The organism is Marinomonas sp. IMCC 4694 (assembly GCF_008122525.1).
Lineage (GTDB): Bacteria > Pseudomonadota > Gammaproteobacteria > Pseudomonadales > Marinomonadaceae > Marinomonas.
In genome coordinates this window covers 148,670-163,463 of the sequence record NZ_VSRV01000001.1, presented here as the reverse complement: position 1 = coordinate 163,463, position 14,794 = coordinate 148,670, and the positions used below count along the sequence as shown (strand labels likewise).

The 14,794-nt window shown below is 48.6% G+C and carries 10 protein-coding genes; 3 read left to right on the top strand and 7 right to left on the bottom strand.

From position 1 onward, the window contains the following. Positions 1-14: 14 nt before the first annotated feature. Positions 15-2,222, bottom strand: coding sequence for a PepSY-associated TM helix domain-containing protein (locus tag FXV75_RS00730; RefSeq protein ID WP_148830712.1), 2,208 nt, complete (start codon positions 2,220-2,222; stop codon positions 15-17). Positions 2,223-2,241: 19 nt separating this feature from the next. Further along, complete coding sequence (locus tag FXV75_RS00725) at positions 2,242-2,718, bottom strand: DUF2271 domain-containing protein (protein ID WP_148830710.1); 477 nt, start codon at positions 2,716-2,718, stop codon at positions 2,242-2,244. A 259-nt stretch (positions 2,719-2,977) separates the two neighbouring features. Between FXV75_RS00725 and FXV75_RS00720 the strand changes: the two genes are divergently transcribed. The 3 genes from FXV75_RS00720 (at position 2,978) to FXV75_RS00710 (ending at position 5,613) form a co-directional block, all read left to right on the top strand. Continuing rightward, positions 2,978-3,643: a response regulator transcription factor gene (locus FXV75_RS00720; RefSeq protein ID WP_148830708.1), complete on the top strand. Its 666-nt coding sequence runs from the start codon at positions 2,978-2,980 to the stop codon at positions 3,641-3,643. Between the two features lies 1 nt (position 3,644). Then, positions 3,645-4,991, top strand: coding sequence for an ATP-binding protein (locus FXV75_RS00715; protein ID WP_262368423.1), 1,347 nt, complete (start codon positions 3,645-3,647; stop codon positions 4,989-4,991). A 211-nt stretch (positions 4,992-5,202) separates the two neighbouring features. Further along, complete coding sequence (locus FXV75_RS00710; protein ID WP_148830704.1) at positions 5,203-5,613, top strand: GFA family protein; 411 nt, start codon at positions 5,203-5,205, stop codon at positions 5,611-5,613. Here the strand turns inward: FXV75_RS00710 and FXV75_RS00705 are convergent, their stop codons facing one another. From FXV75_RS00705 to hsdR, 5 genes are all read right to left on the bottom strand, one after another. Further along, positions 5,614-6,786, bottom strand: coding sequence for a methionine aminotransferase (locus tag FXV75_RS00705; RefSeq protein ID WP_148830702.1), 1,173 nt, complete (start codon positions 6,784-6,786; stop codon positions 5,614-5,616). It abuts the gene before it with no gap. A 113-nt stretch (positions 6,787-6,899) separates the two neighbouring features. Further along, positions 6,900-8,324 (bottom strand): restriction endonuclease subunit S, encoded by a 1,425-nt coding sequence (locus FXV75_RS00700; protein WP_148830700.1) that lies wholly within the window; start codon positions 8,322-8,324, stop codon positions 6,900-6,902. Next, positions 8,324-9,946, bottom strand: a complete 1,623-nt coding sequence (locus FXV75_RS00695; protein WP_148830698.1) for an N-6 DNA methylase — start codon at positions 9,944-9,946, stop codon at positions 8,324-8,326. The genes FXV75_RS00700 and FXV75_RS00695 overlap by 1 nt, the downstream gene beginning before the upstream one ends. Before the next feature lie 10 nt (positions 9,947-9,956). Further along, positions 9,957-10,952, bottom strand: a complete 996-nt coding sequence (locus FXV75_RS00690) for an Abi family protein (RefSeq protein WP_148830696.1) — start codon at positions 10,950-10,952, stop codon at positions 9,957-9,959. A gap of 225 nt (positions 10,953-11,177) precedes the next feature. Beyond that, the gene (hsdR, locus tag FXV75_RS00685; protein WP_148830694.1) at positions 11,178-14,708 is read right to left on the bottom strand and encodes a type I restriction-modification system endonuclease; all 3,531 of its coding nucleotides are present in this window, start codon (positions 14,706-14,708) and stop codon (positions 11,178-11,180) included. Between the last annotated feature and the right edge of the window lie 86 nt (positions 14,709-14,794).

Here is a 14,794-nt window from a genome sequence, read left to right as displayed (position 1 = left end):
TTTAATGAAGAAGCTTAATACACGTCTTCCAAGTAGCGGCCTTGAGCTTTTAATGTATCCACGTCGACCGAGGTAGGCTTCAGTATCTCGTTAATGGCGAGGGCTACGCCAGTTGCCATGTCTTTTCCTCCACAGATGAGAATGTGTGCCTGGTTTTCTAGTCTATCGAGTAGGGCTACCGCGTCGTTTAACAGGGCGTCTTGTACATAACGTTTACACCCATCATGTGCACTGTCCTGAGAAAATACGGTGTGTAGTTGAGTCAGTCGCTTGTCATTAAGGCAGATGTTCAATTCGGTCTCGTATAAAAAATCAAACGCTTTTGTTCGTGCTCCCCAATAAAGATACAGTGGGCAACTTTGACGATTATTCCGAATAAAACCCATTAATGGGCCTATTCCGGTGCCGGCGCCAATTAAAATAATCGGCTTGCCTGTGTAATGTGGTCGAAATGACACATTGAACCGAATAGAAGCCTGTACTTGATCACCAAGTGCCAGGCGGTGAAGGTAAGTGGAACACACGCCCTGAGCATGTCGTCGAACGCATATTTCAACGACGCCGTCGGTGTTTGAAGACGCTAAAGAATACAATCGGGGGCCGGTTGAATGGGGCGCGATCACACTCAATAAATCTCCCGCGTCAAAGGTAGGCATGGTCTGGTCTGGTGAGAGCTGAAAACGCATTATACTGGTGGCCGTGGTGGGGTCTTGTCCAAAATCTTCACGTTCGAATAAAGTAAGCGCTAGAGTGTTATCTGGCGCTGATATGGCGTTTAGCGATAATGGAATACCCGTTTCATGACGAATAGAGCGCCCCCATTGTTGCCACTCAAGCGAAGAAGAGCGATGAATGAAACTCACATTATGAAAACGCAGTAAGCCTGTTTGGTGCAACGCCTTGTCCACGTCTACAGCGTACTGACAAAAACGCGCAAACTGTCGGTCACCAAAGCCCAGTACGCAAAACGTCATGTGATCGGGGGTAAAATGCGCAAGCTTGGCTAAAAATTGACTCGCCGAGGCCGGAGCCTGCCCATCGCCGTAGGTTGACGTTAAAACGAATAACTGGCGAACGGAAGGATAATGCGTGGTAAGTTGATTCATCTCAGTACATTGCACTTTTAAACCCGCTTGTTGCAGTTGTGACGTCAGCTCCTGTGCAAACCTCCATGTGGTGTTTCCTTCAGAGCCAACCAAAACAAGCACCTCTGGCGCTGATATTACGTCGTTGCCGATGACATTATTATCCCACACTGGTCGAGCCTTGCGGCGGCGCCACCAGGTTTGCGCCCCTGTAAAAGACAAAACAGGCACCGTTAACACCATTGCGCCAAGGATCAGCCCTAACCACCAAAATCCTTCCCCTGTATGCAAGTCTGTGATCCATTGCTGAATATGTCCTTTATCTGACAAGGAAACGAACTGGAGCCAATGCCCTGTTGACTGATCAATAAATCCGACGCCGTTACGTGTGGTAAAGGAATACACGTCTTGCAGATCATCTGGCTCTGGAAAAATCAGCTCTTTTAGGGCATTCACATCCGTCGCCATAAGCACAGGCAAACGATTCACTGGCATGGGCTGGCCGCCTGATACCGTTTCGGGAAAAGGCGCCTCGATATAAGATTCATTGCTGAACACGCCAAACCGTACCGCCGACATATACACGCCCGTCAACGACGACAATAACAAGCCAAGTAAGGCAAAGCGCGCTAATTCAGCATGAATCCGCGTGCTGCCCGTTCCTTTGATCGGTGTTAACAAGGCCTGCCAGCGCCCCATACGACGCACTAATAAAAACGTGCCCGACACGACAATCAGCGTCATAATGACCGCCATCATGCCTGCCAACATACGCCCCGTATTTCCCAGCAAAAAAGCGCGATGTAGATCTTTGACCCACACCACAAAAGCAGAAGGGTGATACGTTGCAAGGCGCTCTCCTGTGCGCGGGTGAATGATATCCGCAGCGTTAACGCCCTGTTTTTGGTAATACACCACCATGTCGCCGTATTGATTGCGTTCCATACGGCTCACTTGTCCATAGCGCGCTGTCACACTTTGTGCCAACGTCGCCACATTTTGGGTACCGTTAGGTATTGAGACAAGGCTGGCCTTATGTAAGGTCGGTATAACCGACAACACCACGCCTGAACACGCAACAATGAATAAGAAAATCATCGCAAACAAACTGAGTGCCGTGTGATATTTACGCAACATAACGCGTTACCCGAGGCCGTTATCGAACATCATATTGAAAGGACATCACATAATCTGAGCCCGCCACAGCATGACCCGATCCCGACATAGTAAGAGGCGTTACCACGTCACCTCGGTTACTGTTACTGTCTTCAACCGCGGTATCGATGACCAGCTGGTAACCGGCATCAAACCATTTTTCTTCCACATTTTGTGTAAAGGTGAGGGTTCGACCACTGCTTATACTGGCGCCGGTTTTCCCATCGTACTCAGCACTTTTTTTACCGCTGCCTCGGGCCCAACCTTTTAAATGAGAGTAATATTCTCGATCTTTTCCAGCCACCCAAATTGTTTTTTGATAGTGACTCTGAGCATCGGTGATATACATCGCGATGTAAGCACCGCTGCCGTTATAGCGCGCCAATGTTGTCGTGAAAGTGACTTCACGAGCCTGAGCAGACAGAGATAAAACCACTACAGGCAAACAAATAAGGGCAGTGAAAAAGGGGCGTTTCATGAGTGTTTTCCTTTCGGTCAATGGCTAATGTCTTGTTTAACCCAATAGGATTAACTTTACGCCCATCACTGTACAACGCTTACCTGACTCCCAGCTGAACACACGCAATATCATGGTAAAACAGGACCAAACCAGACAGGAGGTTTTCATGTTGACGCTGAGGTGTGTTCTTTCTTCAGACTTATGTCAGGTCAATGGGTTAGAATGAGCAAAATTACTAGGTTACATTGATGGCGAATCCAAATCGCCAGAGGTCATTATGCGAGTGCTTTTAGTAGAAGATACGCAAGGCTTAGGGGAAGCTGTAAGGGACCAAATCAGTGATGATGGCCATGCCGTTGACTGGGTTCACACGCTACACTTTGCCAGCGCCAATCTCAAAACCACAGACTACAGCTTGGTGTTGCTAGATTTGATGTTGCCCGACGGCAACGGCCTTGATTTTCTCAAAAAACTCAGGGGCACTGGAAACACAACGCCGGTGATCGTACTCACTGCAAGAGATCAGGTCTCGGACCGAATAGAAGGGCTGAACGCCGGCGCGGATGACTATCTTATTAAACCCTTTGATTTATCAGAACTATCGGCTCGTGTCGCTGCGGTCGCTCGTCGCTATCGTAAAGACCCGAACCCATTTATCAAAATGGGCGAAATCGAGGTCGATTTAAACGCCCATCGCCTCAAGGTAAATCATCAGTTTGTCGAGTTAACAGGCAGAGAATGGGCATTGTTTGAAGGCTTTTTACAGCGTCCTGGCGCCTTGCTGTCACGCTCACAACTTGAAGATCGCTTATATCAATTTGGTGCGGAAATCGAAAGCAATACCATCGAAGTGTACATTAGTCGTTTACGTAAAAAACTGGGACGTAACACCATTGTTACGGTTCGAAATATGGGCTACCGGTTGGCAATTTATGAGCGCTAAAATGAGCTTAAAAAGAAACCTCAGTATCGCGCTCACACTTGGCGTGTCAGTGCTCTGGTTATTAGGGGCCTTGGCATCAGGCATCGTTGTGCAAAAGGAAATGAACGAATCCTTCGATAAAGCACTAGAACAATCCGCTCAACTGATTCTTTCTTTACTCGACAACACTGAACTTTCCCGCTCAGAGCTTGATAGCATAGCGCCTAATAAAAATCACCATGCCGTCGCGCTTTTCCTCTCCACTATCGACAGCCATCATCCTTTGCTTTACCGCGTTCTTGACCAACAAGGCAACGTGCTTTTTCAATCCATTCCCACGGAAGAAAATGTCTTTACTCCCACGCTCAACTTGGGATTTTCAAGCAATGAAACGCACAGGATCTATGCCACCCTCACGACAGACAGCCAGTACTCTATTCACCTCGCTGAGCCACTGATCGATCGAAACGAAGACTTATTAGAAGCCGCTGTTGCGTTATTATCGCCGCTATTCATACTGGCACCCGTTAGTCTACTTGGCATTTGGTGGGTCATTCGGCGGTCTTTGCGTAACGTAGACCGGTTTCAACGTTCGATCGAAAAACGTGACGCTGGTGATTTATCCCCTGTCGACATGACGCGCTTACCCGAAGAATTTGAGCCCATTGCCGTCGCGGTGAATCGGTTGCTCTTACGGCTGCGTCGCGCGCTCGACACAGAACGCAGTTTCACTGCCAACCGAGCTCACGAGCTACGCACCCCGTTAGCCACCGCCTTAGCAAAAGTTCAACGCCTCCAAGCGACCCTGAACCAAGATAAACAGGCTCAACAGCAACTAGACGATGTGGAAACATCATTAAAAAGCCTCGCTAAACAATCCGAAAAGCTATTAGAGCTTGCTAAAGCAGAAGGCGGAAGCGCCCTATCACAACGTCCGCAAGATCTGGCGCCCATTCTCACGATGATAGTGCGAGATTTTGCCTACCAAGATGCCCAAAATATCCGACTCACCCTACCCACTTGCCCTACTCTGTCTTTTTTAGATGCGGATGCGTTCGCTATTTTGGCCCGGAATCTGATTGAAAATGCGCTCAAACATGGCAAAAAAAACCAGCCTATCGACGTCAACTTACACCAAAACGGGACGTTTCAAGTGATCAATGAATGCGACCTTATTTCCGCCGACGAACTTGCTTTGTTACGCAACCGTTTTAAACGCTCCAATACTCAAGCGGCGGGCTCAGGGCTCGGTCTGGCGATTGTTGATGCGATTTGCACTGGCGCAGGATTGAACTTAGTCCTAACCTCTCCAGCCACAGGCAAGCAAGAGGGCTTTGAAGTCGTGCTGAATACCCGCCTGGTTTTATGAGGTAAACGAGTGAAACCGTCTTCTGAATTTTCGCTGTAATCCTTTATTCAATTCCTCGTTCCCACGCGGAGTGTGGGAACGAGCCACTTCTTGTGTCACTTCAAAACGTATTGATCCCTTTTTTTATGGCTGCATAGGCTTTACTATCCTCCATCAAGCATGAAGCACTGCCCTGTCATCACACGCATCTAATAACAAAGAGCACTTTATTATGAGCCATTCACACGCGGGATCTTGCCAATGTGGCGCGGTCAAATTTGAAGTAGAAGGCGACTTTAAACGCTTTATTCTGTGCCATTGCACACGCTGTCGTAAAACCTCGGGCAGTAACCATTGCGCGAATTTGTTTGCACCGGGCGGTACGCTGACGTGGTTAAGTGGCGAAGACGCATTGAGTTTTTACCATCTTAAAGACACGTTTTTTGCGCGCACGTTTTGCTCGATTTGTGGCTCCAATGTACCGACCGACGCGACCCAAACCCGTGGGCTGATCGCTGTGCCAGCAGGTTGTTTGGATACCGATGTAGACATGTTGCCACAAGCGCACATTTTTATGGGCAGCAAAGCCAACTGGGATGAGCACATTGAAGACATTCCCGCCTTTGACACCATGCCAAGCTGATTAGGAAAAACTCGGCGACAGCGCACTCAAGCGCTGAGCCGCTTCGACTAAGGTGTCGTCTGTTTTGGCGAAGCACAAACGAATCACTCGCTGGTTGTCAGGCGGTGTTTGATAAAACACGCTGATCGGAATCGCCGCAACGCCAATTTCATCAATGAGCCATTCGCAAAACGCCACGTCATCCAAATCGCTGATATCGCGGTAGTCCAATAGCTGAAAATAGGTGCCATCGCAGGGCAATAAATGAAACCGGCTGTTTGCCAAGGCGTTTCTCAGTAAGTCGCGTTTTTGACGATAAAACCCCGCCAGCCCCGCGCTTTCTTCCGGTAAGGCCAGCAAATGCTCCGCCAAGGCTTGTTGCAAAGGCGTCGCGGTGCAAAAAGTCACGTATTGATGAACCTTGCGCAATTCTGCGGTGATATTGGCGGGCGCAACCACGTAACCCACTTTCCAGCCGGTCAAATGAAAGCTTTTGCCAAACGACGACACCACAATGCTGCGCAGAGCCAGTTCTGGGTGTTTGTGAACGCTCACCACCTTTTCGTTAAACTGGATAAATTCGTACACTTCGTCCGACAACACATACAGATCACAGTGCTGAACCGCTTGCCATAATTGCTCTAAATCGTCTGCCAACCAACAGCTGCCGGTCGGGTTGTGTGGTGAGTTGATCAACACCAAACGCGTTTTGTCGCTCAGCACTTCACGGAATGCGTGCCAATCCGGACGAAAATTCGGTGCCGCCAAGGTCACCCGCTTGCACACACCGCCAGCTAAGGTCACCGCCGGCTCGTACAAATCGTAGGCGGGGTCGAACAACACCACCTCGTCGCCCGGTTTGATCAGCGCCATAATGGCATCGAAAATCGCTTCCGACGCGCCGCTGGTCACGGTGATTTCGTCGGCAACATGAACAGTGCGGCCATAATGACGCGCTATCAAACCCGCGATCGCTTCCCGCAATAATGGCAGCCCCGTCATCGGAGAATATTGATTATTGCCCGTTAACAGCGCCTGAGAAGCGCGTTCTAGCAAGCGTGGATCGGGCGGGAAATCTGGAAAACCTTGGGATACATTAATCGCCCCTTTTTCATTGGCCAGCGCCGACATCTTAGTGAAAATCGTCACGCCCGTGGCGGGCAGTTTGGAGGTCAAAGAAAGTGTAGTCGTCACGATGTGGTTGCCTTAACAAGTCAAAAAGAAACGCCAAAGCCGCAGCCTTGACGTTTTGATAAAGTGTTTATACCACGGTTGTTTCTTTGTTCCCACGCGGAGCGTGGTCATGCCTACTGGATTTTTCTTGTCGCCGCTTTTTTCTTAGGCTGTTTTTTCATCGCCTCACGTTCGGCTTTGATTTTTGCCAGCAAGGCGTCGGCGGAGTTCTCGCCGGTGATTAACTCAGGATTTGCCGCGCGCCAATCGGCCGTGAGTTCACCGCGGAAGGCTTTGGCCAAGATGGATTGGGTGAGATTGTTGACGCGCTCAAGAGCCGCATTGGCTTTTTGCTCGATGGCGTCGGCAAAGGCAAAGAGCTCTTCAACACGGCGGACGATTTGGGTTTGCTCTTCGAGGGGAGGGACTCTTATGGGATACCTCTTGAGAGCTTTCCCTGTCAGATGTTTAATTGTTGTTCCAGTGAATAGCTGTTCCATAGTCAGCATGTCACAGTCGTTTTTAATATTCATCGTCAGCCATTCAGGGAGGATTTCTACTTTCACTCTTGCTCTATGTAATGCTTTTTGAAATACAATCGGCTCATCGAAATCATTATCCCAAATAGCACACCTTCCTGGCTCCCCACCCTCACAAATCAAAACATCGCCAATCTTTAAAGACAGCTCTTTAATCTCATTCTCAGATACCAATATTTCTTGTGTCTTATTTAAGTCAATACTAAACCAACGAACATTAATATTCCCAATATACTTGGTAGGTATCCCTGTGTTTTTTGCCTGATCCAGCATTTTTCCCAGTCGGCTATCTACTAGCTCAGGAAATAATTTAACTTTCCATGTAGATGGTATATTGCCCCATTTCCAGTCCATAAATTCAAGAGTAGTTTTGGTCTTGGTATTACTTCGCCACTCTTCCGTCAATTTCCCACTCACAGCGGCGGCGAGGACGGATTGGCGGAAGGTTTTTAGGATGTTGGGAATACGTTCGAGACGGGCTTTGGTGGTTTCGACCTGTGCCAGCAAGGTGTCGAGTTTATCGGCAATGACTTTTTGCTCGGCGAGAGGTGGGAGTGGCACTCCAAAGTTTTCAACAAAAGCACGGGGAACTCGACGAAGGCCAACAGCACCAGTCATATTTTCAGCACCTTCCCGTAAAAATTTATGTGACTTTACAATAGAAAATAGAAAACGTGTCGACACTTCCTGATTAGCTGGACGAATAACATAAAACTCAGAGCTCCCAGCACCGATCCCATTTGGCAAACCCTGAACGATGGCTGCTTTTCCATTCTCAAAACATGGAGTGACCTTAGCAACAATGACATCATTGTCTTTAAAGTTCGTGTATGATTTTTTAATATCGCCCCATGGTTTTTCATCAAAAAATAAAGCCCCGTTAAAATCTGTAGGAGCATGTGACATTGGAATAAAACCAGATAAAACCTCAGGGTCAGCATCTATTTTTTTGGGGTTAATATCTGCGATATCAATTACTTTAGTTTTAGCCCATCCTTCCGGCAAATTAACGTCACTCATTAATTCACCCCTTCCAACGCTGCCAACAATTCATCAATCTCACTCATGGCGGCCGCGAGTTCGTCTTTGGCTTCACGGGCGAGTACGCTGGGTTCGGGTAAGTCGGCGGCGTCGACGCTGTCTTTGTCTTTTAACCAGCTGATGTCCAGCGAGTCGCCTTTGGTGTCTCGTATCCAGTCGCGGCTGAAGCAACGCCAGCGGCTTTTTAGTAGATCGTCGTCGACGTTTTCGTTTTCCACAGCCGCTTGTTTGTCTACGGCAATCTCTTCCGCACCCGTCGCTTCCGGCATCCCTGCCTCTGGCGACACTCGTGCGTCCTGCACATTGAAGCTGTATTCCCCTTCGTTGCGGGGGCTGATGCCGTCGGCGTTCTCGCCATAGACCCCTTCAAACGGCGCTAAATGGTTGTCGCCAAAGGGGGTGCGTTTACCAAAGCTGGTCATGTTGGTGCGCAGGTCGTACACCCAGACATTCTCGGTGCAATTTTCCATCTGAAACGTGTCGGCCGCCGATCCCTTGGTAAAAAACAGCACATTGGTTTTCACCCCTTGTGCGTAGAAAATTCCAGTAGGCAGGCGCAAAATCGTGTGCAGGTTGCATTTGTCCATGAGGTCGCGGCGTACGTCGGTGCCCACGCCGGCTTCAAACAAGACGTTGTCTGGCAATACCACGGCGGCGCGGCCACCGGGTTTTAGGTTGCGGTAGATGTGCTGCAAAAACGCCAGCTGTTTGTTGCTGGTTTTGTAGGTGAGGTCGTCGCGGGTGTTGCTGGCTTCCCCGCCTTTACTGGTGCCAAAGGGCGGATTGGCAAGGATAATATCCGCCGATTTTAGCGCTTTACCGGCGTCACCTAAGGCGTTGCCCAAATGCACCACGCCTTCGTCGTCGCCTTCCATGCCGTGTAATAAGCAGTTCATTAAGGCCAAACGGCGCGTATTGGGCACCAGTTCTACGCCAACAAACGCTTGGTTTTTCTGGAATTCGGCTTCTTTGGCCGTTAAGTCCATGTAATCGTCGGTTTGCTCGCGCATGTATTGGTCGGCGGCGACGAGAAAACCGGCCGTGCCGACCGCTGGGTCTTGTATGATTTCACCAATTTGCGGCTTAACGCAACGCACCATGCTGTTGATTAGGGCGCGCGGAGTAAAGTACTGGCCCGCACCGGATTTCGTCTCGCTGGCGTTTTTCTCTAGTAAGCCTTCGTACAAATCCCCAAGGCCATCTTTGGCGGCGCTGAACCAGTCAATGTGGTCGAGGGTTTTGATCATTTGCTCTAAATGGCGCGGCTCACGCAAACGCGTTTGCGCATCGGCGTAAATCGCACTGATCAATAGATCATCATGCACTAGATTGCCGTCGGCGTCTTTGCCCGTGGAAAGGCTTAACAGGATGCGTTTGTAATCGTTTAATAAGTTAATGCCCGACTTCTCGCTGATGTCGGTCCAGCGGCAGCCTTCCGGCAAAGGGTGCTTTTTAATCGTGCCGGCTTCGGTGTTTTCATGCACCATTTTTATAAACAACAGCAGCACGAGTTCTGTTACGTAATCACTGTAATTAATCCCGTCGTCGCGTAATACGTCGCACAGATTCCAGAGTTTTTGAACGATGTCGTTGTTGGTCATAAAAGGTCTCTTAGGTGTTTTGCCAAAATGGGTCGTACTGCCAATCATTTGGCAAACCCATAGGGGTTAAAGGTGTATTCGGGAACTCATTAAAGAGCTCAATTAAGCGTTGTTTCCAGCTGGCATGCGGCGCGCAATGAGTCATAAAATGTTGCAATATGGGTAGAATCACCGCTGCACGGGTATGCAAACTTGCACTGCCTTCTCTCAAATAGTTTGGCCATGCAATTCGGTTACTTTTCGGCACGGCCGGCTTAATGCCCAGTTCTCGATTCCAAAGGCGGCTATGATGAGCGCATAGGTTCCTCACCGTGGTTAAGGTATGCAGCCAAGACTCAAGTAACGGGGCTTCTAGCCCTAATCCCCTAGCAATATGCTTTTTATCGCTGTCTTTACTGAGGTTTTTGTATAAATAGGACAGCGTACCCAAGGTGATGTCTTCTACCATAGCCCAATTAGGTATGAGTTCAGGAGTTGTGTAGGTTAACGCATAATGCCTAGCGTAGCTTTCTTGTTGCCGTTTGCTTTTCAAGTTAGCTTTACGGGCATCGTCTGTTTTGAGCTTATCTATTCGATCACATTCTTTGTGGTAATCACGAAGCTCATTTTCTTGCTTACTGCGAATGTCATTTAATAAACGATCATGCTGTGATCTGTTTTTAAAATAGGTTGCTTCAAGGTACCAATGACTCCCATAGGCAGTGCCCATATGATTGCTAATATGACCACGGATAGCGACTTCCGCTCGTTCAATGGCGTCCATCACTAATAAACGTAGTCGTCTATCAAAATCATATATTTCTACCAACTGACGAAAGCAGGTGCCGGCAATAAAATTATGCTGAGCATTCTCCTGAAAAGGTCGCATATAGGGCGTTAGACGAAAGAAACTCACGGATCGTAAAAATGCCAACGCGCGGGAGTGGTTAAAAATAGTCAGCCCGCGTTTTTCTAACAAAGTAAGCTGTTGTTCAGGGGTTATTGCAGGTTTGTTGAATGCTATCATTGCCTTCTCTCGATTTTGTTCAGGCAAATTGCAGGCATAAAAAACCCGCACGATTTGAGCGTAGTTACAAGAACCATAGGCTTGGCGGGTGTATTGCGCAAAATTATAGGTAGTAAAGTAAACTTAATCAAGCCTGATCCTTGGCGAATAATGGTGAAATGATTTCTATTTTTCAAACTTTCCTTGAAGCATCTATGTGTTTTTGAATTGTTCATAGAGGCAACTCTAAGCACTTTTCTGTGGCCAAATAGCGTCACTAAGTTCATCCAGTACGCTATCCAGTTGATTGCCCAATATTTTATCAAACTGTTTAGCTCCACCGTAATCAGAAAAACGACTATTAACAAATTCTCTATCAATAATCACTTCGTGTACCAGTTGTTTGGCTAGGCGCTCTAGCCATTTTCGTTGTGTTGGCAGCCAGTTGTGACTTTGGTAAATGCGTTGCATGGCTTGCGCGACTCGTTGCTCAAATGGAATTAGAGGCTCACCTAATGCAGCACGACGAATATGTCCCACTATCTTAGCTGCAATATCTTGATTTGTTTGCTTACGAACCGCAGCCTGAAGGCTCACATTTGAATAACCAGCTCCATCGAGAAGGAGTGTGATAGCTTTCAACTGTTCACGAGTTAAGTCCCTAGGCCTTTTGACTACAACTGAAAGTGCCGTATTTTGGTTCAGTTGTGCTTTAATAAACTGATTGAAACTGTCTAGGTAGTCTTGCGGTTTTTGGTGTTCGCCGTAACTTTGGGTGCGTTCTTTGATCTCGTCGTGATGTTCAGAAATCACCGGTTGACGATCACTGCCTAGCAAGCGGTTCACGTCGGCTAATTGGTTCAATAAGCCACTGTGCTGGTTGATAAAGGTCGCGGCTGACTTAGGGCCTAGCGCGTTTAGGTGTTTGTGCAGGCTTTTGGGTTCAATGCCCCATAATTCTTGTAGTTCACCAAGTTTTTGCTTGAGTGCCGGTTTGTTTTCGGCTTTTTTCTCGGCTTTACGCAGTACTCGCATCACCTTCTGGCTGAGTTGACTCAGCACCACATCGGCGTGGCTTTGTTCAGGCGTATCTCCAGGGGCGTTTAGCGACCGCTCTAACTGCTCTGGATTCGTCATTTCACCAACCAATTGCTCCAATGTAATGTTCGGATCTCTCACCAGAGGCTTCATGGTATTCACATCGGCAAGGGCGGCGTAAATGTCGACAGGGTCGTAAATACGGAAGACCGTTTTGCCGATTTCATCGCAGCGACGAGTCGCACGGCCGATCATTTGCTCGTATAAAATCCGTGATTTTACGCGACGCATAAAGACCAGATTACAAATGGTAGGCACATCGATGCCGGTGGTCAGCAAGTCCACCGTGATGGCAATGTTCGGGTAGCGTTCGTTTTTGTATTGGCGGATCAGTTGGTCAACTTTGTCACTTTGGCCGGTAATCTTGGCGACCGCGGCTTGGTTATACTCGCCGTTATAGAGGTCTTTAAAGGCTTCATCTAACAACCGCTTGACCATGTCGGCGTGTAAGTCGGTGGCACAAAAGATAAGTGTTTTTTCGTCGCCAAACGGGTCTAGCTCCTGTACTAACTGCTCACAGATAACGCGGTTGAAATTTTCGTTAATGACTCGTCGGTTAAACGCATCTACGTCAAAGCTTAGCTCGTCGTCTAATTCGGCACTTTGCACTTCGCCGGTTTGCGTGTTGATCGCACTGACTTGATCGCCTTTGGCAAAGTTGATGCCTTGTTGAGTCAGTAGGGTTTCATAACGAATGGGCGGCTCGTGGTCGATCAGCCAGTCGTCCGCCACGGCTTCGCGATAAGAGTAGGTGTAAACGGGTTTGCCAAAAATGTCGCTGGTGTGTTTGGCGGGGGTGGCGGTTAATGCCACTTTGACCGCATCAAAGTACTCCAATACACGACGGTAACTGGACAGGTATTGGCTGGCATCGCGCGTGGCTATTTCCCCTTCTGTCATGTCTTGGTCGAGTGTGTAGCCGCGGTGTGCTTCGTCGATAATAATGCAATCAAATTGGTCGACGGGCGGCGGGGTGTCGCTCATAAAAATGCGCTTCACCATGGCTTGTACAGTGGCTACCTGAACACGAGTTTCCGCCGCCGTTGTCATATCCCCAAGCTCTGCCACGTTGTAGATTTTAGATAGGGTGTGATTTTGCTCAAGGGGCGCTTCGTTAAAGGCATCGATGGCTTGTTGCCCCAATGCGGTACGATCCACCAAAAACAAGATGCGCTTAAAACGTTCCGTTTTTAAAAAGCGATACATTAAGCCAATGATGGTGCGTGTTTTACCGGTGCCTGTTGCCATCGCCAGCAAGGCACTGCGCACTTCACGGGAGAGTGCATTTTCAACGGCCACTATGGCTTTTTGCTGATAATCACGCACTTTTAAGTAGCCGAATGGTTCCGCTTTGAGTGTTTGCTCGGCCGCCTCTTTGCTGCGTTTGAGCAGATCGAGCAAGCCGACCGGCGTATAAAAGCCCGGCAGTGCGCGCTTAATGTTGGCAAAATCGCGCACATCACGAAACCAAGTGCCGGATTGTTCCGCTAACTGGGGCACATAAGGGCGACCGTTGCAGGAATAGACAAAAGGCACCTTGTAATGGCCCTCGTTTTCATCGGGCCAGGCGACTGTCATGCCGGCCAACTCCCAGGCGCCTTGCATGGGTGGTAAGACGTTTAGAGCTTTGCTGTAACGTTCTGCTTGGGAAATCTTACCGGCGACATTGGTGTTTTCTTTTTTCGCTTCGACCACAGCGATGGGCGTTAAACCGGCAAACAGCACATAATCGGCTCGGCCCATTTCTTTTTTTAAAGCGACGCCATTAGATTCTGTGGGCCACTCAGCAATGGCGATGTTTTTGCCTTTTTCGGGTCTGGTGCCATTGCGGAAGGTGAAGGCTTCGCTGTCTGCCATCCAACCCGCTTCGGTGAGTTGTTGGTCAATCAAGATACGGGTTAACGCTTCGTCTAACACTATGTGTTGCGTGGCGGCCTGCGTATTGGTGTTTAATTGCTGACGTTGAGTTGCTTGTGTGGTGTCATCTTGGCTGGCCAGCTGAGCTTGAAGTGCCTGAATTTTGGCTTCGTAATCTCGCTGCTGTTGCGTAAATGCCTGTTCATGTGCCGCGGCTTGCTCAGCCAATGCGCGGGATTCTTCATCCATCGCATGAGCCAGCGCTTCGTATTCGTCTTTTTCTTTGGCCACCAGCTCATTGAGTTGCTGGCTGGAATCCAGATCAAGATTGGCCTGTTGCAGATCATTTTTTAACTGAGCAATGTCACCTTGCAGTTTTCGTAGCTGCTCACTGGGGTCTGTCGGGGCAACGAAAGGGCCAGGCTTGAATTTGACTCCCGCTTCGCCAAAAGATTGATGGAACCAGATGGTTAATTTGCGCGCGACAACCAAGCCGCTAATGGCTTCTTTGTGCTTGGTTTTGAATTGGTGGTTGGCTTTATTGCCTTCAATGCGCAAGGTGTGAAACAGCTCTCGTACTACCGGCTCTAACTTCAATTCACGGTGTATTTTATAGAGCAGATCCGCTTGTGAGGTTTGCTCATCGAAGGGAATGCCTGCCAGTACCGCAATATGCTGGGCTAAGGCCTCGCCCAATTGACGCAATTTCAGCAAGGTGGTGTTTGGGTCGCCAACGAAAGCGCGTTCTGCTGAGGAAGCCAACTCAACGAAAAGCGGGTCGTGCTCTTTTAAGAAAGAGAAGTTTGAAGTCAGCTGTGTCATAAAAATTCCATTCTTTATACGGCGAACTAAAATTTACAGGGAATCTGGGACATTAACAATAACGCCCTATTTTTATTGACTGACAA